The sequence below is a fragment of the Natrinema sp. H-ect1 genome, assembly GCF_041821105.1.
Lineage (GTDB): Archaea > Halobacteriota > Halobacteria > Halobacteriales > Natrialbaceae > Natrinema > Natrinema thermotolerans.
The window spans coordinates 1-21,893 of sequence record NZ_JBGUBA010000016.1 but is presented as its reverse complement, the minus strand read 5'-3'; the positions used below and the strand labels follow the sequence as shown (position 1 = coordinate 21,893).

Annotated in this window: 22 protein-coding genes; 12 read left to right on the top strand and 10 right to left on the bottom strand. The window is 64.6% G+C overall.

All coding sequences use genetic code 11. The annotated features are described in order from the left end of the window. Nucleotides 1-106: 106 nt before the first annotated feature. The 3 genes from ACERIM_RS18500 to ACERIM_RS18490 all read left to right on the top strand — a co-directional run bounded on the left by ACERIM_RS18500 (nucleotide 107) and on the right by ACERIM_RS18490 (nucleotide 2,462). Complete coding sequence (locus tag ACERIM_RS18500) at nucleotides 107-1,120, top strand: alcohol dehydrogenase catalytic domain-containing protein (protein WP_006650432.1); 1,014 nt, start codon at nucleotides 107-109, stop codon at nucleotides 1,118-1,120. A gap of 176 nt (nucleotides 1,121-1,296) precedes the next feature. Next, the gene (locus ACERIM_RS18495; protein ID WP_006650431.1) at nucleotides 1,297-2,073 is read left to right on the top strand and encodes an NAD(P)-dependent oxidoreductase; all 777 of its coding nucleotides are present in this window, start codon (nucleotides 1,297-1,299) and stop codon (nucleotides 2,071-2,073) included. A gap of 65 nt (nucleotides 2,074-2,138) precedes the next feature. After that, nucleotides 2,139-2,462, top strand: a complete 324-nt coding sequence (locus ACERIM_RS18490; protein ID WP_006650430.1) for a hypothetical protein — start codon at nucleotides 2,139-2,141, stop codon at nucleotides 2,460-2,462. A 33-nt stretch (nucleotides 2,463-2,495) separates the two neighbouring features. On the opposite strand, the gene ACERIM_RS18485 is transcribed toward ACERIM_RS18490, so the two are convergent. Continuing rightward, nucleotides 2,496-3,506 (bottom strand): glutathione S-transferase family protein, encoded by a 1,011-nt coding sequence (locus ACERIM_RS18485; protein ID WP_006650429.1) that lies wholly within the window; start codon nucleotides 3,504-3,506, stop codon nucleotides 2,496-2,498. 87 nt (nucleotides 3,507-3,593) lie between these two features. Next, nucleotides 3,594-4,556, bottom strand: coding sequence for a calcium/sodium antiporter (locus ACERIM_RS18480; protein ID WP_373633733.1), 963 nt, complete (start codon nucleotides 4,554-4,556; stop codon nucleotides 3,594-3,596). 111 nt (nucleotides 4,557-4,667) lie between these two features. On the opposite strand from ACERIM_RS18480, the gene ACERIM_RS18475 reads away from it, so the two are divergent. Further along, nucleotides 4,668-5,759 carry a DNA methyltransferase gene (locus ACERIM_RS18475; protein ID WP_373633732.1) on the top strand — a complete coding sequence of 364 codons (1,092 nt, stop codon included), beginning with the start codon at nucleotides 4,668-4,670 and terminating at the stop codon, nucleotides 5,757-5,759. Between the two features lie 156 nt (nucleotides 5,760-5,915). Here ACERIM_RS18475 and ACERIM_RS18470 read toward each other — a convergent pair whose 3' ends face one another. After that, nucleotides 5,916-6,578, bottom strand: a complete 663-nt coding sequence (locus ACERIM_RS18470; RefSeq protein WP_006179522.1) for a TrkA family potassium uptake protein — start codon at nucleotides 6,576-6,578, stop codon at nucleotides 5,916-5,918. Between the two features lie 192 nt (nucleotides 6,579-6,770). Here ACERIM_RS18470 and ACERIM_RS18465 point away from each other — a divergent pair, with 192 nt between their 5' ends. Next, nucleotides 6,771-8,207, top strand: a complete 1,437-nt coding sequence (locus tag ACERIM_RS18465) for an NCS2 family permease (RefSeq protein WP_373633731.1) — start codon at nucleotides 6,771-6,773, stop codon at nucleotides 8,205-8,207. 125 nt (nucleotides 8,208-8,332) lie between these two features. After that, nucleotides 8,333-8,587, top strand: coding sequence for a glutathione S-transferase N-terminal domain-containing protein (locus ACERIM_RS18460; RefSeq protein WP_049966401.1), 255 nt, complete (start codon nucleotides 8,333-8,335; stop codon nucleotides 8,585-8,587). A gap of 72 nt (nucleotides 8,588-8,659) precedes the next feature. Here ACERIM_RS18460 and ACERIM_RS18455 read toward each other — a convergent pair whose 3' ends face one another. Both ACERIM_RS18455 and ACERIM_RS18450 read right to left on the bottom strand, forming a co-directional pair. Beyond that, a complete protein-coding gene (locus ACERIM_RS18455) occupies nucleotides 8,660-8,869 on the bottom strand; it encodes a hypothetical protein (RefSeq protein WP_373633730.1) in 210 nt (69 codons plus the stop codon). Nucleotides 8,870-8,911: 42 nt separating this feature from the next. Next, complete coding sequence (locus ACERIM_RS18450; RefSeq protein ID WP_006650422.1) at nucleotides 8,912-9,877, bottom strand: transcriptional regulator; 966 nt, start codon at nucleotides 9,875-9,877, stop codon at nucleotides 8,912-8,914. A 181-nt stretch (nucleotides 9,878-10,058) separates the two neighbouring features. Here ACERIM_RS18450 and ACERIM_RS18445 point away from each other — a divergent pair, with 181 nt between their 5' ends. After that, nucleotides 10,059-11,351, top strand: coding sequence for a DUF1743 domain-containing protein (locus tag ACERIM_RS18445; RefSeq protein ID WP_373633729.1), 1,293 nt, complete (start codon nucleotides 10,059-10,061; stop codon nucleotides 11,349-11,351). 6 nt (nucleotides 11,352-11,357) lie between these two features. Here ACERIM_RS18445 and ACERIM_RS18440 read toward each other — a convergent pair whose 3' ends face one another. Together ACERIM_RS18440 and ACERIM_RS18435 are read right to left on the bottom strand one after the other, a co-directional pair. Then, a complete protein-coding gene (locus tag ACERIM_RS18440) occupies nucleotides 11,358-11,561 on the bottom strand; it encodes a hypothetical protein (RefSeq protein WP_373633728.1) in 204 nt (67 codons plus the stop codon). A gap of 172 nt (nucleotides 11,562-11,733) precedes the next feature. Continuing rightward, on the bottom strand, nucleotides 11,734-13,359 hold the full coding sequence (locus ACERIM_RS18435; RefSeq protein WP_373633727.1) for a hypothetical protein: 1,626 nt from the start codon (nucleotides 13,357-13,359) through the stop codon (nucleotides 11,734-11,736). A 155-nt stretch (nucleotides 13,360-13,514) separates the two neighbouring features. Here ACERIM_RS18435 and ACERIM_RS18430 point away from each other — a divergent pair, with 155 nt between their 5' ends. From ACERIM_RS18430 to ACERIM_RS18420, 3 genes are all read left to right on the top strand, one after another. After that, nucleotides 13,515-14,627 (top strand): GTP-binding protein, encoded by a 1,113-nt coding sequence (locus ACERIM_RS18430; RefSeq protein WP_006179529.1) that lies wholly within the window; start codon nucleotides 13,515-13,517, stop codon nucleotides 14,625-14,627. Between the two features lie 238 nt (nucleotides 14,628-14,865). Continuing rightward, nucleotides 14,866-16,590, top strand: a complete 1,725-nt coding sequence (locus ACERIM_RS18425; RefSeq protein ID WP_006650419.1) for a Na+/H+ antiporter NhaC family protein — start codon at nucleotides 14,866-14,868, stop codon at nucleotides 16,588-16,590. Nucleotides 16,591-16,638: 48 nt separating this feature from the next. Beyond that, nucleotides 16,639-17,427, top strand: coding sequence for a VOC family protein (locus ACERIM_RS18420; RefSeq protein WP_373633726.1), 789 nt, complete (start codon nucleotides 16,639-16,641; stop codon nucleotides 17,425-17,427). Nucleotides 17,428-17,505: 78 nt separating this feature from the next. Here the strand turns inward: ACERIM_RS18420 and ACERIM_RS18415 are convergent, their stop codons facing one another. The 3 genes from ACERIM_RS18415 to ACERIM_RS18405 all read right to left on the bottom strand — a co-directional run bounded on the left by ACERIM_RS18415 (nucleotide 17,506) and on the right by ACERIM_RS18405 (nucleotide 18,853). Further along, nucleotides 17,506-17,889 carry a universal stress protein gene (locus ACERIM_RS18415; RefSeq protein ID WP_049966394.1) on the bottom strand — a complete coding sequence of 128 codons (384 nt, stop codon included), beginning with the start codon at nucleotides 17,887-17,889 and terminating at the stop codon, nucleotides 17,506-17,508. A 308-nt stretch (nucleotides 17,890-18,197) separates the two neighbouring features. Continuing rightward, nucleotides 18,198-18,509: a hypothetical protein gene (locus ACERIM_RS18410; RefSeq protein WP_006179534.1), complete on the bottom strand. Its 312-nt coding sequence runs from the start codon at nucleotides 18,507-18,509 to the stop codon at nucleotides 18,198-18,200. Then, nucleotides 18,506-18,853 (bottom strand): winged helix-turn-helix domain-containing protein, encoded by a 348-nt coding sequence (locus ACERIM_RS18405; RefSeq protein ID WP_006179535.1) that lies wholly within the window; start codon nucleotides 18,851-18,853, stop codon nucleotides 18,506-18,508. The genes ACERIM_RS18410 and ACERIM_RS18405 overlap by 4 nt, the downstream gene beginning before the upstream one ends. Nucleotides 18,854-19,239: 386 nt before the next feature. Between ACERIM_RS18405 and ACERIM_RS18400 the strand changes: the two genes are divergently transcribed. Beyond that, nucleotides 19,240-20,892 carry a histidine kinase N-terminal 7TM domain-containing protein gene (locus ACERIM_RS18400; protein WP_373633725.1) on the top strand — a complete coding sequence of 551 codons (1,653 nt, stop codon included), beginning with the start codon at nucleotides 19,240-19,242 and terminating at the stop codon, nucleotides 20,890-20,892. Between the two features lie 96 nt (nucleotides 20,893-20,988). Further along, nucleotides 20,989-21,795, top strand: a complete 807-nt coding sequence (locus ACERIM_RS18395; RefSeq protein WP_373633724.1) for a UbiA family prenyltransferase — start codon at nucleotides 20,989-20,991, stop codon at nucleotides 21,793-21,795. Nucleotides 21,796-21,893 lie beyond the last annotated feature (98 nt).

Genomic DNA, 21,893 nt, shown 5'->3' with positions numbered 1-21,893 from the left:
GCAGCGAAAAAGGGCTGGGTCGGCGGTCCCAAGCCCGCCGATCCGCGCTCGACGTGGGGTTCCGCCTTCCCTAGGGTCTTTGTCCTCGGGATCGATCCGAAACTCGATGCGAGCCGCAGCCTTCACCGAACTGAGCGGACCCGAGGGAGTGAGGACGATCGAGCGCGACGAGCCCGAGCCCGGCCCGGGCGAAGCCACCGTCGACGTCGCGGCCTGCGCGATCAACCGCCACGACCTCTGGATCCTCGAGGGGGACTCGGCGATGGTCGACGCCGACGATCTGCCGTTCGTCACGGGGCTGGACGTGGCCGGCGTCGTCAGCGAGGTCGGTGACGGCGTTCGAGGCGTCGAGCCCGGCGACCGAGTCGTTCTCTGTCCGAACGAGACCTGCGGCGAGTGTCGGTTCTGCCGCGAGGGGCCGGAAAACACCTGCGAGCGGTTCTCGCTCTATCACGGAGGGCTGGCCGAGACGGCGTGCGTCGAAGGCGACCGGCTTATCCCGCTGCCCGACGGCGTCGACGCGACGACCGCCGCCGCGATCCCGACGGCCTACATGACCGCCTTCCACATGCTCCGCCGGGCCGAGGTCGGCCCCGGCGACCTCGTGTTCGTCCCCGGCGCGACCGGCGGCGTTGGCGTCGCGGCGGTTCAGCTGTCGGCCGTGTTCGGTGCCGAAACCATCGGCACGTCGACGTCGGCGTCGAAGCTCGAGCGAGTGCGCGAACTCGGCCTCGATCACGGCGTCGAATCGGCCGACGTCGACGAGATCCGCACGGCGGTCGAGCGGATCGGCGAGCCGGACGCGGTGATCAACCACCTCGGCGGCGAGTTCACGCGGCTCGGCCAGTCGGTCATGCGACGCGGCGGGACGATGGCGATCTGCGGTCGCACGGCGGGCGGCGAGTCGACGATCGATATCGCGAGCCTCTTTCTGGGTCACAAACGCATCGTCGGCTCCACGATGGGGACCCAGGACGACCTCCGGCGGCTCGTCGAGCTGACCGCCGACGGGGATCTCGAGCCCGAGATCGACGAGACGTACGCGCTCGCGGACACCGACGCGGCCTTCGCGGCGATGCAAGACCGGGAGAGCGTCGGCAAGATCGTCGTCGAGCCGTAACACCACAGTACCGACCGCCGACGCGTTCCTGCCGCCCGATCGATCCCCCGGCGGGCGGGAATCGAGGTCGTCGTGTCCGCGTCTCCGGCGTCCGGATTACCTATCGCAATGGCGCACACGGCTAGGCAAGAAGACGCCGGCCCGACCTATTTTGCGCCGGTCACCGTCGCTTCCGTATGACGAACATCGCCATCACCGGCGCGGCGGGCAACGTCGGCCGGGAGGCAATCGCCGCGTTCTCCGACGGCGATCACGACCTCGCGTTGTTTACCCACAGCGAGACCGACGACCTCGAGTCCGAACCGATCGAGATCGCCGATTACGACGCGTTCAGCGACGCGCTCGCGGGTCAGGACGTCCTGATTCACCTCGCGGCTAACCCCTCCCCGCGGGCCGAGTGGGACGAGGTACGCGAACCGAACGTCGACGGCGTCTACAACGCTTTCGAGGCCGCGGCGGAGAACGACCTCGAGCGCGTGGTCTTTGCGAGTTCGAACCACGCGGTCAACATGAAAAACACCGTCTCGGAGAGCCGCCCGGAGTCGACGGTCGGCAGCCCCGAGATCGTTCGGCCGTCGGATCCGACCGATCCCGACACCTACTACGGCGTCACGAAGGTCTTCGGCGAGTCGATGGGGTCCTACTACGCGAAGCGCCACGGGTTCGACGTAGTGAACCTCCGGATCGGCTGGCTGCTCACCCGCGACGAACTCCGCGCGGAGTGCCGTGACCGCGACGGGGCCGGCGAGCGCTACGCCCGCGCGATGTGGCTCAGCCCCGGCGACTGCCGGCGACTGCTCAACGCGGCCGCGACGGCGACGCTCGAGGGGGCTCCCCTGATCGCCCACGGCATCTCCGACAACGCCGAGCGGTTCCTCTCGCTGTCCGAGACCATGCAGGCGCTGTCGTATCGACCGCAGGACGACGCCGAGGTGGTGCTGACCGGCGACTAGCACAGCCACGGCAACGAACCCGACGAATCGAAAGACCGAACACCGGTACGTTCGTACGAACCCATATGTCAGTCAAGGTGTCCGAGTCGACGGGATACGGGCCCAACACCCAGATGTCCCTGTTCGGCTATATCATGGCCGCGGTACTCGTGATCGTCTTGCTTCCACTGATCCCGGTCCTGGTCCCGGTCTGGATCCTCTGGAAAGTGTTCGTCGCCGAGGAGGAGTTCGGCCACAGCTTCGAGGACTGGCGGCGCGACACCGGCCGTACCCCCGATGACCGTGCGGCCGCCGCCGACGCGGAACTCGCGGCGGCCGAAACGGAAGCCACCGAGGCCGACGATGCCGAATCCGAGGACGAAACCGAACAGGCGACTGCGGAGTCCTGACGCCGCGAGATCGTTCTTCTGCTCGAGGACGACCTAGTCGTCGGCGCTGGCGGCCGCGACCAGATCCGACGGCGGGCCGCCGGGGAGGTCGTCGCGGTCGTGTGATTTTTCGAAGTCGAGATCCGGCCCTCGAGCGACGATCCGGTTGGGGTTGACGTCCGGGTGGGTCGTGTAGTAGTGTTCCTTGATGTGGTCCATGTTCACCGTCTCGGCGACGCCGGGCGTTCGGTAGAGGTCCCGCAAATACGGCCAGAGGTTGTCGTACTCGCGGATGTACTGGACGTTACACATGAAGTGCGTGTGATAGACGTTGTCGAACCGGACGAGCGTCGTGAACATCGCGACATCGGCTTCGGTTAGCCGGTCGCCGGCGAGGTAGCGCTGGTCGGCAAGCACCTCGTCCCAGTGGTCGAGCGCCGCGAAGAGGTCGTCGACCGCCTCGTCGTAGGGCCCCTGCTTCGTCGCGAAGCCGGCCCGGTAGACGCCGTTGTTGATCGGCTCGTAGATCTCGTCGATGATCCGGTCGACCTCGTCGCGGTAGCCTTCGGGGTAGAGGTCCACGTCTCGAGTCGCGTACTCGTCGAACTCGGTGTCGAGCATCCGCATGATCTCTTCGGACTCGTTGTTGACGATCGTCCCCTCCTCGGTGTCCCAGAGGACCGGCACCGTAACGCGACAGGTCGCGTCCGGATCCGCGTTTACGTATAGCTCGCGCAGGTAGTCGGCGTCGTGGACGTGATCGCGCGTACACCCCTCCTTCTCGGGGGTGAACTGCCAGCCGTCCTCGCCCCGATAGGGATCGACGATCGATACCGAGATCGCGTCCTCGAGGCCCTTCAGCGCCCGCGTCACGAGCGTCCGGTGGGCCCACGGGCAGGCGGCGGAGACGTAGAGGTGATAGCGGCCCGATTCGGGCTGGAATCGGGCGTCGGGGTCGTCGCGGATTTCGTCGCGGAACGGCGTCGTCTGGCGCTCGAACGAGCCGTCGTCGTCAGTCGACTCGTACGCGTCGGTTCGCCACTCGCCGTCGACGAGCATGTTCATACACACGTTCAGGGCTGTGTCCCACATATATACTCGCTAACACTCGTGTCACCCGGTCCGGTCTCAGCGATCGGCGACGCCGCGGCCTCAGAGAATGGCGCTAACGACCCAGTAGGCCGTTCCGAACGCGACGAGCGCGGCCCCCTCGAGGCGGGTCAGCTGCCGCCCCGTCGCGAGGACGACCGTTGCGAACGCGGTCACGGCGGCGAGCCATCCGAGCGCGAGAACGACCGCCGGGTCGACGGCCAGCGGGCGAGCCGCGGCGGCCAGTCCCAGTACGCCGAGGACGTTGAAGACGCTCGAGCCGACGACATTGCCCGCGGCGATTCCGGTATCAGCCTGGCGGGCGGCTACGACGGACGTCACCAGCTCCGGCAGCGACGTACCGGCCGCGACGATCGTCGCGCCGATGACCCACTCGGAGATCCCCACCGAGAGAGCCAGCCCGACCGCGGCGTCGACCAGGACGCGCCCGCCGACGATCACGATCGCGAGTCCCGCCACGGTGCGGCCGACCTCGAGGCCGAGCCAGACGTCCCGCCCGGCGCCGTCGGTCGCCCCGCTCGAGTCGCCCGTCGGTTCGGCCGCCTCGTCGCCGTTCTTGACCGCGATCACGAGCGCCGCCAGATAGCCCGCCAGCAGCGCGAGGAGGACGGCCCCTTCGAGCCGCGAGACGAGGCCGTTCGCGAGGACGGCGACCGCGATGGCCGTCGAGGCGGCCATCGCCAGTACGTCCCGGCGAAGCAGCGGCTCGGACACGCGAAACGGTGCGATGACGGCGACGAGCCCGAGGATCACGCCCAGATTGAACACGTTCGAGCCGACGACGTTGCCGACCGCGACGTCGCCCCGGCCCTCGAGGGCGGCCCCCGTCGAGACGACGATCTCCGGCGCGGACGTGCCGAAGGCGACCACCGTGAGCCCGACGACGAGCGCCGGGATCCCGGCCGCGCCGGCGAGCCGCGAGGCACCGGTCACGAGGAAGCGAGCGCCGATCCAGAGAGCGAGAACGCCGACTATCAGCGAAGCGACGTCTCCGACGGGGAGCATCGTATCGGACGCCTTTGGAGGGGGCAAGCAAAAACGGCAGGGACGACCGGGACGCTCGAGCGGGCGGATCGCGAAAGGAGTATTTAAACGGGTCGCGTGACCACTCGAGGTATGGCAGACGACGGGGGCCGGCACCGCCAGAGCCGGCTGTTCACTGACGACGACGGCGGGTTCGACGCCGAGCGCGCACGCGAGGAGTCACTGCCCGTCGAGGACGGCGAGGTGATCGATACCGACGAGTTGGCCGATCACCAGACCTACCTCGAGGGCCGCGGGATCTACGACGAGCGCAACCGGGTCAACGACCTCACCGGCAAAGAGTGGAAGTACGCCACCAAGTCGGTGATCGCCGAGGGCTATCCGCCGGCCCTCCAGCACGACTTGCGGAGGGAACACGGCGGCCAGAAGCCCCCGCGGCTCTGTGCGGAGTTGATCGGCCGGTTCAGCAAGGCCGGCGACACTGTCCTCGATCCCTTCGCCGGCGTCGGCGGCACCTTATTGGGCGCAAGCGTCTGCGAACACGAGGGGACCGGCCTGCGGGAGGCCATCGGCTTCGAGCGCACGCGCCGATGGGTCGAGATCTACGAGACGGCCCTCGTCCGGGAAAACGAGGAGCGACGCGAGCGCGGCGACCCGCCACTGGCCGAGCAGGAGATGCGCCACGGCGACTGTGCGGACCTGATCGAGGAGGTCCCCGACGACTCGGTCGACCTCCTGTTGACCGACGTCCCCTACTGGCACATGGACGAACTCGAGCAGACGCGCAACGAGCGCCGGACCCGCGAGAGCAGTCTGGGTTCGTTCGACGGTCGGGACGCCGACGGTGTGGACGACGAGAGCGACGACGAGCCGGGCGCCCAGTCCCGCCGAGAGGGGTCGACGGACGGCGAGTGGGAGACGAAAGCCGACTGGCTCGACGAGATGGCCACGAAGTTCGACCGCTTTACTGACGCGGTCGCACCGGACGGCCACGTCGTCGTCTTCATCGGCGACATGTACCGCGACCAGTCCTACGAGTTCCTCTCCGCCGAACTCGCGCAGGCGATCGAAGCGGCCGCACCGCTGACGCTGGCGGCGACCCTGATCTGGTACGATCCGACGAAGGACCTCCACGTCTACGGCTACCCGTTCTCGTTCGTCCCGTCGATGGTCCACCAGAACGTCCTCGTCTTCCGACCCGCCGACGATTCGGACGCCAACTGACCGTCGTCAGTCGATCGTCTGACGCAGTTTTATTGGGTTCGAAACCGTCGGAACGAACAGGCGCGCTGACGGCCTCCCCACCCCTCCCCCATCCGTCCGTCCGCGCGCCTGCTACCGTTCCTCTCCCCCCTTTCGATCCGATCGCTACCGCGAGGTTCAGGCACCGGCGGGCAACAGCGATGACCGAACGTCGGCCGCGTGGTCGGTCTCGGTGATGACCGCAACCTCGTCGCCGACCGCGAGTTCCGTCCCGGGCAACGGGATGGTCAGCGATTCGCGGGCGCGCCCATGGGCGTAGATCCGCGCGGACTCGGGCAGATCGAGTTCGCTCATTCGCTTGCCGACCGCGGGCGATCCCTCTCGGATCTCGAGAACGGTCAGTTGGAGGTTCGCCGCGAGGTCGGCGACGACGTTGAAGTCGCCGCCCAAAAGCGCCGTCTTCGCACCCGCCGCACCCAGCCGCTCGGGGTAGATGATCTCGTCGACTTCCTCGGCGTACTTCTCGTAGATGTCCTCGCGGTAGTCCTCGTCGATCCGTAGGATTGTCCGACAGCCGTGGTGGGTCCCGACCATACAGGCAGCGAAGTTGGCGTTGAGATCGGGCGTGAACGCACCGATCGCGTCGGCGGTCCCGATATCGGCGTCGACGAGGACGTCCTCGTCGGCACCGTCGCCGTGGACCGTCTCGAGCCCGTCGTCGCTGGCGCGCTCGATCCGGTCCATGTCGTTGTCGACGACGACGACGTCGTGGCCTTCCTCCGCGAGGATGCGCGCGGTCCGGGAGCCGACTCGGCCGTACCCCACAATGACAAACCTCATGTGAACGGGATACACGCTCCGGGGTGAAATACGTTCGTCCGACATCGCTGCCCAAGACGGTGCGGTGCCGCGGCGCTCGCGGCGGCCGTGGGCCGGCGGGTTCGAGCGACTATGCACGAACGTGGCTACATTCCGCATCGATCCGGACAAGAACGCTTAACTAACCCCTGTTGTTATGCTCGAGCATCCAATATGGGGGCACTCGACTCGCTCGCAGCGTACTTCCGATTCGGCGACCACGAGACCGACCTCGAGACGGAATCGATCGCGGGGCTGACGACGTTCCTGGCGATGTCGTACATCATCGTCGTCAACCCGGTCATCCTCGGCGAGGCGATCTCGCTCGAGGGCTACAATACGGGTGAAGTCACGCAGATGATCACCGTCGCGACGATCCTTTCCTCGGTGGTCGCCATGCTGGTGATGGCGTTCTGGGCGAACCGGCCGTTCGGCCTCGCGCCCGGGATGGGACTGAACGCCTTCTTCGCGTACACGGTCGTCCTCGGGCTCGGCGTCCCGTGGCAGGTCGCGCTCGCGGCCGTCTTCGTCGAGGGGATCGTCTTCATCCTCCTGACCGCGGTCGGCGCGCGCCGCTATATCATCGAGCTGTTCCCCGAACCGGTCAAGTTCGCCGTCGGGGCCGGGATCGGCGTCTACCTGCTCTTTCTCGGCCTGCAGGAGATGCAACTCGTCGTCGACAACCCGGACACGCTCGTTTCGTTGGGGAACGTCGCAACCAGCGCCGTCGCGGCACTGTCGGTCGCCGGGCTCGCGCTGATGCTCGTCTTACACGCTCGCGGTATCAGAGGGTCGATCGTCATCGGGATCATCGCCACGGCCGTCGCCGGCTGGCTACTGACGGCCCTCGACGTCGTCTCGCCAGGGACGCTGACGCCGCCCGGGAGTTACGAACGAATGACGAACGAGGGGCTGGTGAGCCTGATCGCGAACGTCCAGTACGACTTCACGCCGCTGGTCGCCGGCTTCATCGACGGCCTCGGCATGATCTCCGACGATCCGCTCGTCTTCGTGATCGTCGTGTTTACGTTCTTCTTCGTCGACTTCTTCGACACGGCCGGGACGCTCATCGGCGTCTCCCAGATCGGCGGCTTCCTCGACGAGAACGGCGACCTTCCCCAGATCGAGCGCCCGCTGATGGCCGACGCGATCGGGACCACGGTCGGTGCGATGATCGGGACCTCGACGGTGACGACCTACATCGAGTCCTCGACCGGCGTTGAGGAGGGTGGCCGGACCGGCTTCACCGCGCTCGTGGTTGGGGCCCTGTTTTTCCTGTCGCTGCTGCTCGTGCCGCTGATCAGCGCGATCCCACAGTACGCCTCCTATCTGGCACTGGTCGTCGTCGGGATCATCATGCTGCAAGGCGTCACCGACATCGACTGGCAACATCCCGCGTGGGCGATCTCGGGCGGGCTGACGATCACGGTCATGCCGATGACCGCGTCGATCTCGAACGGGCTCGCTGCCGGGATCATGAGCTACCCGCTCGTCAAAGGCGCGATGGGCGAGGCCGACGACGTCTCGATGGGACAGTGGGCGCTCGCCGTCGCCTTCGTCGTCTACTTTGCCATCTACTTCGCCGTCGACGCCGGCATGCTCTCGTTCTGATTGTCCGTCCGTTTCAGCCCGCCGTCCGTTTTCACCCCGTCGACCGCCCGTTCCATGCTGCCCGAGTTCCGGCAACCGCTCGGTCGACCGGTGGGCTGATACGCCTTCCGTGCTACTGTGTATCCATGGCAGATATCACGATGTACGAACTCCCCGGCTGTCCGTACTGCGCGAAGGTCCGCTCGAAACTCGACGAACTCGACCTCGAGTACGACACCATCGAAGTGCCCCGTTCCCACGACGATCGAACGGAAGTCGAAGCGGTCAGCGGCCAGACGGGCGTGCCGGTCATCGTCGACGAGGCCAACGGGATCGACGGGATGTCGGAGAGCGACGACATCGTCGAATACTTAGAGGAGACCTACGGCGGCGCGGCCTGAAACCGACTCGAGCAACTGTTTTCGTGGGGCTGACTGCGTCGCAGTCGCTTTGGTGACGGCCGGTAGAGCGAACTATTCGTCCCGCCAGAACCGACTCGAGAACAAACTGAACACCGTACAGAGGGGGTAGCCGACGACGACGGAGACTGTGAGAAACAGAACCGCGTCGCCGGCCGTCGTCACGGTCGTGCCGAGGTTGAACACGAGTCCGAGGACGGCGAGGACCGCCACGGAGAGGGCGCGGTATTCACTGACGAGATCGACGTGAGTATCGAGTGTCATCAGGGTGTCCGCGTTCGGAAGTGGCTCCAAGACGGCGGCCGATCAGGCCGCTTCCTCGTAGTCGGCACGTTCCCGGATGACATCGCGGAGTTCGTCGGCGTTCCGGAGGTCGTCGAGTTCGTCGCGTTCGACCAGGGCGGTGCCGTCGACGTTGTCCTGTTTCGCCCGGTCGACGACGTAGACCGAGCGGGTGCGGGTCACGCGACCGATCGAACTCATGATCCGGGCGCGTTTCTCCGCGGCCTTGGTGAACTCGGAGTGGCCGGTCAGCACGACGTCGCTGTCGTCTTCGTCCTCGCTGACCGCGGTAAACGGCGAGCGGGCCGTCGGATGGACGCTGTAACCGGCCCGGGTGAAGACGGCGACGACCCGTTCGTCGTCCGGGTCCGCCTCGGGGTCGTCCGGGGTCGCCTCGCTCTCGTGGACGTCGTCGGCCCCCTCGAGGACGTCGACGGGGCTGGTCAGCGGCGCGTCGAAGAGGTCCTGGAGTTCCAGCGCGACCTCGACGGAGGCGTTCATGCCGTCCTCGTACTTCGAGACGGTCCGTCGGGAGACGCCGAGTTCGCTGGCGAGTTGGCCCAGACTCCAGTCGCGGTCCTCGCGTTCGTCGGCCAACAGGTCACCGTCGATGTTGACGTAGAGGCCGCCCGGAGCGGCGTAGATCAGCGGCGGTACTTCCTCGATAAAGAGGTTATACGCCGTGTCGGGGCTGAGGACCGGGACGCCGTGTCGGAAGTAGGTGACATCGGGTTTCAGGTCCTCGTCGCGACTCCGCAGGCCGATAACCAGCGGCGTCGCACGGAGGTAGGTCCCCAGCCGCCGCATCTCGTGGCCGGTCGCTTCGTTGAACGCGTCGATGTTCGCGAGGATCTTGACTAACAGCAGATCCTCGCCGCGGCGCGCGGCGATATCGAAGCTCTTCGGCCGGATCGCACACCGGTCGCTTACCACGAATCCCGCGTCCTCTAACATCGCGGTCACGTTGCCGACCATTGCGGAGCGGGACATAGGGGGTTGTAAGCGATTCCTCCTATAAGACGTTTTCCCCGATATGTCCGTGTGCCGTGTCGCGATTCGGACCCGTACCGGGAATATGCTTATATAGTTGGTTCGACCCGCGACCGGTGGCGATCCCCGACGACAACGCCGTCCCGAAAGGGGTTACCCGCTGCCCGGCCAAGGACCGCCGATGACCGTCGTCGGGATCGACGATACCGACTCGCGTGAGCGCGGGATGTGTACGACCTACCTCGCCGCGACGATCGCGGATCGACTGCAACGGGACCACGGAGCGGCGCTTTCCCGCATCCTCCTCGTCCGGCTCAACCCCGCCGTCGAGTACAAGACGCGGGGCAACGCCGCACTGGCGATCCACACCGACTGCGATCCCGACACGGCGTTCGCCGTCGCCCGCGACCGCCTCGAGGCGCTTTCCGAAACCGCCGACGAACGCACGAATCCCGGGCTGGTCGTCGCGGATCACGACCCTGGCGACGTGGCCGACGCGGTGAGACGATTCTCGCGGGCTGCGATCCGCGATCACCTCGCGATCGACGACGCCGTAGCGCTCGTCGACGGCTGTGGCTATCGGTCGTGGCATGCCGGGGACGGCCGGGGCCGGATCGGCGCGCTGGCCGCCGTCGGCTCGTGGGCGGCGCTCGAGGAGTGGACCTACGAGTACATCACCTACCGCGAGCCGGATCGCTGGGGAACGCCCCGCGACGTCGATCACGACAGCGTCTTCGCGGCGGCCGACTGGGGCTATCCCGCTGTCTGGGACACCGTCGATCGCGGCGAGGACGAGACCGTCTGCGTCCCGCATACGCCGGGCCCGATCCTGCACGGTATCCGCGGGGACGATCCGGACGCGGTCCGGACGGTCGCCCGGCGGATCGAGGCCGAACCGGCCGCTTCGAGCCAACTGTTCGTAACCAATCAGGGGACCGACGTCCACCTCCGGGACGGCTCGATCCCCGAAGTGTGGGACGGACGGGCCTACCGGCTCCCCGGCCGGGTCGCCAGCGAGCCCGAGACCCGCCGCGGCGGCCACGTCTTCGTCGACCTCGAGCCGCCCGAGGTCGGCGAGAGCGCAGCGACCGAGCGGCTGACCTGTGCCGCCTTCGAACCGACGAAACGGTTCCGCGATCGGGTGCGGGCGCTCCGGGTCGGCGACCGCGTCATGGCCTGTGGCGAAGTGGCGGACGGGACGCTCAAACTCGAGAAGCTGGCGGTCCGCGATCTCGTCCGCACCGAGCGGGTGACGCCGACCTGTCCCGACTGCGACCGGCGGATGAAAAGCGCCGGCCGGAATCAGGGGTACCGCTGCCGGGACTGCGGGACGAGCCGGGACGAGAAGGCGACTCGACGCCTCGAGCGGGACCTCGAGCGCGGCTGGTACGAGGTGCCGCCGTGTGCGCGTCGCCACGTCGCGAAACCGCTGGTTCGGGGCGGGTTCGACGCGCCGACGCACCCGGAGCGGTAAGTGGAATCAGCGGACGCTGATGCCGCGGCGGGTGAGAAACTCGTGGACATCTCGGATCTCGACGGGACTGCCGATGATCCGACGGCGCTCTTCGCCGGCCGGCGCGATCGTGACGGTGAACGCCTCGTCGAGCTGCGGCTCGAGGGACTCGAGGGTCTCCGCGGGAAGCACGATCTGGGTGCTGTCACGCAGCTGCGACGCCTTCGACATACTCGAGGGTCGCCCGCAGGTCGTTTAGGTGTACCGGAATTTCGTTGTGAATGGTAATTATACTGGGTAGTAGTAGCGGGGATTATCGGCCGATGCGGACCCCGGCCGGCGACGGCGATTCGAGACGCTCAGCTACCGCGACGGCGAGATCGCGCTCCGTTTCGATCGTGCATCAGTCAGTCCCGTAGACCGTTACCGTCCGCGTGTCGCTCGCGTGGGTCGATCGGACCGACACCGGGAACGTATCGTCGTTCGCGACGGGGTAGGTGTCGTAGCCAAGTCGGACCGTCGTCGTCTCACCGGGCGTGAGTCCGACGCTTCTGGAATCGACCACTTCCGGCGAATGGCCGACCACGAGTTCGACGTCGCCCGACCCCGCGGCTCCGCCGACGTTTTCGACGGTCGCGGTCACCGCGAGGAATTCGCCGCCCGACACCGGCGCGTTCGTTCCGGTGATCGACACGGCGAACTGCGCCGCGTCGCCGCCGTTGCCCCCGTCACGCCCGTAGACGAGGACCGACTGCGAAGCACTGTCGTCGCCCGTCCGCACGCGGACGGGGAACTCGTCGTCGTTCGCGACGGGATAGGTGTCATAGCCCATCGTGACCGTCGTCGTCTCGCCAGCCCCGACGGCGACCGATCGGCTATCGACGGTCGTCGGATCGTGCCCCACCACGAGTTCGACCTCGCGACTCGCCGGCCCCTCGCCCGTGTTCGCGAGCGTGGCCGTCACCTCGAGGAACTCGCCACCCGTGACCGGTGCGTTCGTCTCGAGGCCGGTCACCGCGAGGTGGCCGTGTTCGGCCGGGTCATCGGTCCCGATGACGGTGACGTCGGTCTCGGCGGCGGCGTGGCGCGTCTCGACGCGGGCGGGGAACGTCTGGGTGTTGCGGACCGTCGCAGTGGTGAACTCGAGGGCCACCGGCTCGGACTCGCCCGCGAACACCTCGACGGTCTCGCTGTCGACGTGGGTCGGATCGTGACCGACGATCAGATCGACGGTCGCCTCGACGAACCCGTGATAGGTCGAGTACCCCTCGACCGCGACCTCGGCGTCGACGACGAGGTCCTCGCCGGCGTGAACCGGCGTGTTCGTCCCGGTGATCGAGACGTCACGCAGCGCCTCGACAGACGGGCCGTCGGTCTGGGCTGCCCGCGTCCGACCGTCGCGACAGATGGCCCACGCGGCCATCGGATAGCCGCCGATGAACCAGATCGCATCGCCCCCGGTCGTAGCGTAGGTGACCGTCGCCGTCGACCCCGACAGATCGGCCCGCTCGAGAAAGGTTGCGTTGCGCCCTTCCTGCCAGACGAGCCAGTGGAGAACACCGTGGTCGTCGGCGGCCGTCGCGGTGACCTCGATCGACTCGTTCGGCGTGATAGTCGTGTCGGGTCCCGGTTCGCAGGTCAGTTCGACGGTCGGTGCCGACGGTGCGTCGTCGGTGACGGTAACCTGCCACGCGAGGCTCGCCCCGTCGACGGTCACCGACACCTCGTAGACGCCGGGCTCCTCGAATCGACCGTGAGCCGCCGGATGCCCCGTCCGATACGTGTAACTCCAGAAGGGGGCCGCTCCCGCGAGGTCGGCCGCTCCCGGCCCCTCGACCGTCCACTCGGCCGTCGCCGGATCGACGCCCGGCGTTGCCGCCGCTTCGAACACGACGTCTTCGCCGGGCCGGACGCTCGTTGCGTCGTCGACTGGACACCCCCGCTCGAGTGCCCGCTGTGCCCGCCCGGTCCCGAGCGTCGCGAGCGCTCCCACGGTTCCCACCGCCGTGACGTACTCCCGCCTGTGCATACGCTGACATACCGCTCGGGGAACGGTATAGCTAATCGAAGCTCTCGGGAACGAACCGGCGCGAGGAAACGACCGTCCGGGTTTCCGGCACCTCTCGGGGAGCCCACGCGGAGTCTCGAAAGGGTTTTTCGGCCCGACCGGCTGTGTACGACCAAATGGGGCTTGAGGACGAGATCGAGGAGATCGAAGAAGAAATCGCCAACACGCCCTACAACAAGTCCACGGAGGCCCACATCGGCCGGTTGAAGTCCAAGCTCGCCGAGAAAAAGGAGAAACTCGAGAACCAGCAGTCCGGCAGCGGCGGTGGCGGCGGCTACTCCGTCGAGAAACACGGCGACGCGACCGTCGCGCTGGTCGGCTTCCCGAGCGTCGGCAAGTCCTCGCTGTTGAACTCGATGACCAACGCCGAGAGCGAGACCGGCTCCTACGAGTTCACGACGCTGGACGTCAACCCCGGGATGCTCAGCCACCGCGGCGCGAACATCCAGATGTTGGACGTGCCCGGCCTGATCGAGGGCGCGGCCGCGGGCAAGGGCGACGGCCAGCAGGTACTCGCGGTCGTGCGCAACGCCGACCTGATCGTCTTCATGCTCTCGGTGTTCGAGATCGAACAGTACGACCGTCTCCAGAAGGAACTCCACGACATCAACATCCGCGTCGACCAGCAGCCCCCGCGGGTCACGGTCCGTCCGAAGATCAAAGACGGCATCAAGATCACCTCGAGTACCGACCAGGACCTAGACGAGGAGACGATCAAGCACGTCCTCCGCGAACACGGCTACGTCAACGCCGACGTCAACCTCCAGGAGAACGTCACCATCGACCGGCTGGTCGACGGCCTGATGGAAAATCGCGAGTACATCCCCTCGATCACCTGCGTCAACAAGGTCGACCTCATCGACCCCGACTACAAGGAAACCGTCGACGAGCAGTTGCGCGAGCGCGGCCTCGACCCCGAGGAAGTAACCTTCATCAGCGCCGAAGAGGAGAAGGGCCTCGAGGCGCTCAAAGATCGCCTCTGGGAGAACCTCGGGCTCATTCGGGTCTACATGGACAAACCCGGCCGCGGGATCGACTGGGAGGAGCCGCTGGTCGTCGAGGAAGGCGCGACCGTCGGTGAGGCCGTCGCGAAACTCGGCGGCGAAATGGAAGAGCGGTTCCGTTTTGCGCGAGTGACCGGTCCGAGTGCGGCCCACGACCAACAGCAGGTCGGGACGGATCACGTCCTCGAGGACGAGGACGTACTGAAACTGATTCTGCGACGGTAGCGCGTCGACGGGTTCGGCCGAGCGGACGACACCCTGCCGGGTACGATCAGCACGTCGCTTCCTACTCGAACGACTTCGTTTCGATTAGTGTGTGAATCGTTTCAGTGCGTACTATCGTCGGCTATACTGCCGTTTACTAGCCCGCCTCAGTGAGTTTCGGATAGTCTCGGGTTTCTGACCTGAACGGGTTCGAAACGGAACGCTCAAAAATATCCGGCAGCCCCACTAGTAGGTAGATATGGTTGCTATCGAGTGGCTCTCACAGTTGATCGGTTCGGGGATACTCTCGCTCGTCCCGCCGCTACTGGCGATCGCCCTTGCGATCGCGACCCGCCGACCGATGCTGGCGTTGTTTCTGGGCATCTGGTCGGGTGCAGTCATCCATACCGGCGGCCACGGCATCGCACAGACCTTCGACTGGATCGTGGCCGCGATCATCGTCGACGACGGCTTCCACGTCCAGATCCTCGTCTTCACGCTGCTTCTGGGCTCCGGTGTCGCTCTCATCTGGCGACTCGGGGGCGCGATCGCCGTCCGAAACTGGGCCACAAACCGCCTCGAGACGCAACAGACCGTCGGACTGACCACGTGGGGGCTTGGCATCGCCATGTTCTTCGACGACTACGCCAACACCGCCATCGTCGGCAGTACCATGCGGGAAATCTCCGATCAGTTGCGGATCTCCCGCGAAAAACTCGCCTACATCGTCGACTCGACGGCCGCGCCCGTCGCGACGCTTGGCATCTCGAGCTGGGTCGCGTTCCAGCTGTCGCTGATCGGCAGTGCCTACGAGGAGATGGGTGTCGCGGGTGAGGCCCCGACGGCGTTCGCGACCTTCGTGCGCTCGATTCCGTACAACACCTACGCACTGTTGGCGATCGTCATGGTCGGGATCGTCGTCTACACCGGCCGGGACTACGGCGAAATGCTCGACGCCGAACACCGCGCCCGAACGACGGGCGCGGTCAACCGCGAAGGGGCACAGCCGCTCCAGAAGGTCGAGGAAGACCTCGGCAAGCCGATCGACGAGCGGCCGATGTTGCGGACCTTCTTCGCGCCCGTCGTCGTCCTGGTCGCGGTCACGCTCGCGGGCGCGTTCTGGACGGGATATCAGTCCTGGCAGTCGAGTCAGGCCGAGGCGGGAGCGCCGACTGCGTTCGGTGCAGCCGTCAACGACGCGGGATTCACGCAGGTACTGATCGATGTCGTCGGGGCGGGCAGCTTCGCGACGGCGCTGATATGGGGTTCCTTCGCCATGGTCGTGACCGCGATCGCGATCGGCCTCGCCTACGGCCTGTTCGACATCGGCGAGGGCGTCGAGACCGTCATCGACGGGTTCGGAATCATGCTGACGGCGGTGACCATCCTCGTCCTCGCGTGGACGATCAGCAGCGTTGCGGAGACGCTCGGCACCGGCGAATACGTGGCGACTGTCGCCGAACCGTACCTCTCGGAAGCGTTGCTCCCCGTCCTCATCCTCTTCGTCGCCGCGTTCGTCGCGTTTACCATGGGGTCGTCGTGGGCGACGATGGGACTCGTCACCCCGATCGCGGTCCGGGTCGCCTACGAGTTCGGAAGCGGGTTCGAACTCGTTCCGGTCGCCGTCGGTGCCGTCTTCTCCGGTGCGATCTTCGGGGATCACGCCTCGCCGATCTCCGACACCACGGTCCTCTCGGCGACGTTCAGCGGTGCGGACCTGATCGATCACGTTCGCACGCAACTACCCTACGCCCTGACCGTCTTCCTCGTGGTCGTCGGCTGCTACCTGCTCAACGGCTATCTCGGCGTCCCGCCGATCGTCTTCCTCCCGCTCGGCGTCGTCGTCCTCGTCGGCCTCGTCGTCGGCCTCTCGGAACTCGACGCCGGCCGGAAGGGGCTCGAGCCGGTTGCGACGGAGCCGGTCGTCTCCGGGCCCGAGCCAGAGGGAGAAATCGACGCGGACTCGACGGGTGGAGACGAGTAGCCCGCCGCCTCCGCCACGTTTTTGCCGTCTGCTGGCCTGTCTTCGCGTATGGACGGAACGCTCGATCACACGATGATTCGCGTCGCCGATCTGGAGGCGTCTCTCGACTGGTACCAGTCTCACCTCGACTATGAGGAGAAAGACCGCTACGAGGGCGACGGCTTCACCATCGTCTACCTCGGGCCCGAAAACATGCACGAGGACGGCGCGATGCTCGAGATCACCCACAACGAGGGCGAGGAGCCCGACGTGGGCGACGCCTGGGGGCACGTTGCGGTCCGCGTTCCCGAGGGCGAACTCGAGGACTACTACCAGCAGCTCATGGACGAGGGCGTCGCGGACTATCGGGACCCCGAGTCCTGTGGCGGGCGCTACGCGTTCGTGAAAGACCCCGACGGTCACGAGATCGAGATCGTCCAGCGTGAGACCGGCGCGCTGTGGTCGCTCGATCACACCATGATCCGCGTCGAGGACGCCGACGAAGCGCTCGGCTTCTGGACCCGGAAGTTCGGCTACGACGAGGTTGGCCGCTGGGAGGCCGACACCTTCGCGAACTACTTCGTCGAACCCGCGGACGCCGCCGACGAGGCGATGTCCGTCGAACTCACATACAACTACGACGGCCGCAGCTACGATCTGGGCGACGCCTGGGGTCACCTCTGTGTCCGCCTCGACGACCTCCACGACGACTGGGAGCAGCTCATGACCCGGGAGGCCGAAGACTACCGCGATCCCGAGAGCTGCGACGACATGTACGCGTTCACCACGGACCAGGACGGCCACGAGATCGAACTCATCGAGCGCGACCTCGAGGCCGACTCGCTGTTCCCGTTCTGAGCGCTCCCGACGCTCTCTCCGTTTCTCGGAGCGTCTCGAGCCGGTCAGCACTCGAGCCGTCGGCGACGAGGGCAACCGCTAGAGGTCCGGGATCGGCACGACGACGACCGGCCGGTCCGCATCCGCAAGCAATCCCCGCGTGGTCGAGCCGAGGTCGCGCGTCGCATCGGGATCGCCGCTGTGAGCCCCGACGACGAGTTCGTCGGCCGCCGAGGCTGTAGCCGCGTCGCGGAGTTCCGCGACCGGGGAGCCGGTACGGACCTCGGTCTCGACCTCGCCCACCGTCGCGAGCCGAACGGGGGCGACGTTCAACGCCTCCTCGCAGTCCCGGCGCGCCGTCGGGTCGTCGGCTGGCGCGACGGCGACCACGGTGACAGCGTCGTCGCCGTTCGCCCGTTCCTCAAGGTAGTCACAGATCGCTGCGGTGGTGTGGACCGAGTCGGTTCCGACGAGATACTGCATGGCCGTTAGCAGGGTTGGGGTCGACACAAACCTATGGGATCGGGACCGTCGAACGCGTCGGTCGGGCGGATTTTCCGACTCGGAAAACGCTCTCGGATCACTAATAGGAACGGGGCAGTAGCGGGAAACGGGGGACGTGATAGGCAATCCCCGCACGCCTGCGTGGTCCCCCGCTTCCCCGCATCCGATCATCCCACGGCCGCGACGCCTGCCCCACACGTCCCCGCGATTCCCCCCTCGCGCGGGGACGTGCGGCGTCGGCCGTTCCCCTGAGCGGTGGTCCCTGCCGCTTCGGCCCGCCTGACAACTCAATGCCGACCGTACAGCGAGTACGTGATCGCAACTAGCCCGAGCAATCGACTCACGTTTTCGAGCAGTGCGATGACGACCTGATCGGGATCGACCAGCGTCGTCACGAAGACGTTGAGCAGGAAGGGAAACACCGTCAACAGCGAGAGACCGATGGACAGATAGAGCATCGACTGTGCGTCGTTGCGCCGGTACCCACGGTAGGCCTGATACGCGATGACCGCGCCAAACAGCGCGACGAGGAAGAGACTCGCGACGGTCAGTAGCTCGAACAGCGTCGCCTCGTCGATCCGGACGACGTTCCGACTCATCGCATCCCCTCCCACATCCGGGTGAACTTGTCGGCGACGTCTTCCTCGCGATACGTCAACTCGAGTTCGAACGATCCCTCCTCCAAGGACAGTTCGAGGTGGTCGAGGTTCGCACTATAGACGCTGTAGTGGTTGCCGTCGGATGCGAGTTCGGTCTCCTCGGTGACGAGGCGACACTCCTCGAGGCGATCGAGTCGTCGATAGATCGTCGGGAGGGAGGCATCACACCGTTCGCTCAGGGTACTAGCAGACATGGGTTCGACGCTCGTGTGGGTGAGGATTTCCCGTGCGTACTCGTCGTCGAGAACCGAAAGCAGGGTCGACAGGTCGGTTTCCTCACTCACTGGTATGGCAGTTCCTTCCGCCATGGCTATCAAAAGCGGTCCGGTTTTTCTGGCTGAGAAAACACCCCACCGTGGAGACGTCAGAGGGTTCGGAGAACGGAACGTGGGTGAGTAACATGGCTGTAGCGTGATGAGCATTGATAAGCGATGCGGCGTTCCCGTTCGAGGAACTGACATCCGGCTCATCACACGGACGTCGCTGGACGGTATTGTGGATTCGTTTTTGAGCAACGAGACGATGAGAGGATACGAATGTCAGACGTTTTCTATATCGCCACCAATATTTTTCCAAGCTATAGAATTTTTTAATAGATCGGAGCCGTATCTTCTATTGAGATAGAAGAATGAGTATGCTAAATTATATAACTATAACATTTTTGTTATACATGAGTACTCTCCCAGCACTATACAGCGCCTATACGGTGTACGACAAGCGGCGGAAACCGGCAATCCAATGGTTTATTCTCTTCATGGTTCTGGCGGCCGCCTGGGCATTTCTTTACGCGACGATGAATCTAGTCCCAGCCGCTGGCCTTACGTATGCGATCGCGAACGTCTTCTGGACAGTCGTTACTGCAACAGGTGGCGCGTTCTTCCTGTTCGCGTATGAGTTTGCCTACAAACAACCGCTATCGAACAGAGCTGCCGTCCCCTTTTTTCTGCCTGCGATCGTATTCTTCGCCCTTAGTTGGATCAATCCGGGTGATATCGTCTACACTGCCGAGTACACTGTTGGGACCGACGGCGTGCTTCAAGTCGGATTTCCACAAGGAATCCTGTTCGTCGGTATCGTTCAGGGATACGGCTATCTGATGACGATCGCCAGTACTGCGCTTTTCTTCGCAGAAGCCATCCACTCGGACGGAAAGCATCGCAGACGAGCGGTGACACTCGCGATATTCTTCATCGGCGTACTGGTCGCCACGACACTCACGATCGTCGATTACCTTCCCCCATACTACGATGGAACCGCGCTACTGTACGGGTTCGCGGGAATCTACTTCGCTCACTCCGTGAACCGGCATGGGTTTCTGGAGTTCTCACCCGTCGCTCGAAACCAAGCGTTCAATGCTATCAACGAAGCGGTCTTCATTCTTAACGCCGAAGACGAAATCATCGACGGGAACAGTACCGCTGCTGAAACGTTCGATGTGAACTTGGACTCCCGAGAACGTATCGAGGACGTCTTGCCGACCCGTTCTTCGACAGGCGAAATCGAAGGGACGTTCTCTCGGACGGAGCGTGGCGAACTCAAGTACTATACAACGCAGACGCAACCGTTTGCGTACGGTCGTGGGTTGGCCGGGAAATTAATCGTCGTCGGAGAAATAACGGAACTCAAACAGCGGGAGAAGGAACTCGAGCGGATAAAAGACGTTCTAATCAGGTTCTTTCGACACGATATCCGTACGTCGATGCAGATTATTCTCGGTCAATCGGAAAGTCTCCAAAAGGACCTTCCCGATGGGGGTGACGATAATTTGACAGATATTGTGGATACATCGGAAGACATCGTGAACAAAGCCCACAAAATTAGGCTTATCGATAGTGTGATCGGTGAGGACCGGAACGTGGTTGCTAGCCTCCCGGAAATGGTCGAAGACGGTATAACGAAGGCCGACATTCCCTCGGATACCGTTCTCGAGGTGTCAATTCACGATGTCGACGTGCAGTGTCATTCGAAATTCGCTTTCGCCGTTCAGGAACTAATCGAGAACGCGGTCGAACACCGTGGCCAGCCCGATCAAGCTACCGTGGTGCTTCGGAGCGAAATAGAGGAGCACGCTGTAACGTTATTCGTCGAAGACGACGGCCAGGGTATCCCCGAAACCGAACTCGAGGTACTGAGAGAGGAAGGAGAGACCCAAATGAGTCATCTTAGCGGGATCGGACTCTGGATCGTGAAGTATCTGACCGAAAAGGCGGGCGGTGTCTTCGAGTGTAGAAATCAGCACAGCGGCGGTGCACAGGTCCGTATTACGCTTCCCGTTCCTGCGGAGTCCGAGGATGAGCCAGCCCGGACCGTTTCGGATAGGTAAGTGTTCACATGTTCTTCGAACGGAGCCATTCGACGGCGTTTTGATTCCATTCCCTCAGGAAATTTTAACTCAGCATGGTGCCTCGGTACGAGTACTGTGGATACACGGACCGTTCATACCCCCTTCCTGTTGAATCTCTGGCTTTGCATCGGCGCTGTGCTTATGGTATGCATAACCGCAATCACGCTCGATATCCCACTTTCAGCAATCGGTGTTGGGATACTCCTCCCTGCACTGGGCGTATACGTCATTTACGTCGAGGACCGGCGCAACATCAGTCCGGAAGACCGCATCAATAACGCGTACAGGACGGCGCTCGTCGAACGCTTCGATACGCCACTGCTCTATACGAGCCTCGCCAGTATCGTCATCTATCAGGCCATCACGCTCTTCTTTGCGATCGGCCTCGCATCGACGTCACGGACGGGACTCGCACTACTCATCGCACAATTGCCGTTCGTATTCATCTATACGTACGACGACTCGAAGCGCTATCCCTTCATTGATTCTGCATACGTCGCAGTGGTCTGGGCAGTGCTGATTTTCCTCCCGATATTTCTCAGTACGACACTGCGTGTTACGATGCCAACGGTGGCGGTGTTCATGGCCTGGTTCGCCATTATTTTTGCAGGTGTCGAGTCGAGGAACGTAAACGATATCACCGGAGACGACGAAGTGAACCGCGCGACTGTTGCCTCTACTCTCGGCCCGCGCCGGACGAAATACCTCGTGTTGTCATTGAAAACAGCCGGACTCGGTACGATCTACGGGTTTGGCGGAGTGATTCCGGCACTCCTCACGGTAGTATACCTGCTGTATCTCTCCCTGTTTCGTAAACTGACACGGAATATCACCCCGCCACCGGAGTACCGACCCGGAGAGCCGTCGAACGGGACGTGGTGAGAAGGGGTACTACTGCCGGAGAGAAACCCGGGCCAAACATCGTCTACAACACGCGAGGATCGTCTCGAGTCAGGTCTGTCCACCGGGTAGACGTCTCG

Bases quoted from the DNA above. Each gene is read 5' to 3' on its own strand.
- ACERIM_RS18500 (WP_006650432.1), top strand. From the start codon at position 107: ATGCGAGCCGCAGCCTTCACCGAACTGAGCGGACCCGAGGGAGTGAGG.
- ACERIM_RS18495 (WP_006650431.1), top strand. From the start codon at position 1,297: ATGACGAACATCGCCATCACCGGCGCGGCGGGCAACGTCGGCCGGGAG.
- ACERIM_RS18490 (WP_006650430.1), top strand. From the start codon at position 2,139: ATGTCAGTCAAGGTGTCCGAGTCGACGGGATACGGGCCCAACACCCAG.
- ACERIM_RS18485 (WP_006650429.1), bottom strand. From the start codon at position 3,506: ATGAACATGCTCGTCGACGGCGAGTGGCGAACCGACGCGTACGAGTCG.
- ACERIM_RS18480 (WP_373633733.1), bottom strand. From the start codon at position 4,556: ATGCTCCCCGTCGGAGACGTCGCTTCGCTGATAGTCGGCGTTCTCGCT.
- ACERIM_RS18475 (WP_373633732.1), top strand. From the start codon at position 4,668: ATGGCAGACGACGGGGGCCGGCACCGCCAGAGCCGGCTGTTCACTGAC.
- ACERIM_RS18470 (WP_006179522.1), bottom strand. From the start codon at position 6,578: ATGAGGTTTGTCATTGTGGGGTACGGCCGAGTCGGCTCCCGGACCGCG.
- ACERIM_RS18465 (WP_373633731.1), top strand. From the start codon at position 6,771: ATGGGGGCACTCGACTCGCTCGCAGCGTACTTCCGATTCGGCGACCAC.
- ACERIM_RS18460 (WP_049966401.1), top strand. From the start codon at position 8,333: ATGGCAGATATCACGATGTACGAACTCCCCGGCTGTCCGTACTGCGCG.
- ACERIM_RS18455 (WP_373633730.1), bottom strand. From the start codon at position 8,869: ATGACACTCGATACTCACGTCGATCTCGTCAGTGAATACCGCGCCCTC.
- ACERIM_RS18450 (WP_006650422.1), bottom strand. From the start codon at position 9,877: ATGTCCCGCTCCGCAATGGTCGGCAACGTGACCGCGATGTTAGAGGAC.
- ACERIM_RS18445 (WP_373633729.1), top strand. From the start codon at position 10,059: ATGACCGTCGTCGGGATCGACGATACCGACTCGCGTGAGCGCGGGATG.
- ACERIM_RS18440 (WP_373633728.1), bottom strand. From the start codon at position 11,561: ATGTCGAAGGCGTCGCAGCTGCGTGACAGCACCCAGATCGTGCTTCCC.
- ACERIM_RS18435 (WP_373633727.1), bottom strand. From the start codon at position 13,359: ATGCACAGGCGGGAGTACGTCACGGCGGTGGGAACCGTGGGAGCGCTC.
- ACERIM_RS18430 (WP_006179529.1), top strand. From the start codon at position 13,515: ATGGGGCTTGAGGACGAGATCGAGGAGATCGAAGAAGAAATCGCCAAC.
- ACERIM_RS18425 (WP_006650419.1), top strand. From the start codon at position 14,866: ATGGTTGCTATCGAGTGGCTCTCACAGTTGATCGGTTCGGGGATACTC.
- ACERIM_RS18420 (WP_373633726.1), top strand. From the start codon at position 16,639: ATGGACGGAACGCTCGATCACACGATGATTCGCGTCGCCGATCTGGAG.
- ACERIM_RS18415 (WP_049966394.1), bottom strand. From the start codon at position 17,889: ATGCAGTATCTCGTCGGAACCGACTCGGTCCACACCACCGCAGCGATC.
- ACERIM_RS18410 (WP_006179534.1), bottom strand. From the start codon at position 18,509: ATGAGTCGGAACGTCGTCCGGATCGACGAGGCGACGCTGTTCGAGCTA.
- ACERIM_RS18400 (WP_373633725.1), top strand. From the start codon at position 19,240: ATGAGTACTCTCCCAGCACTATACAGCGCCTATACGGTGTACGACAAG.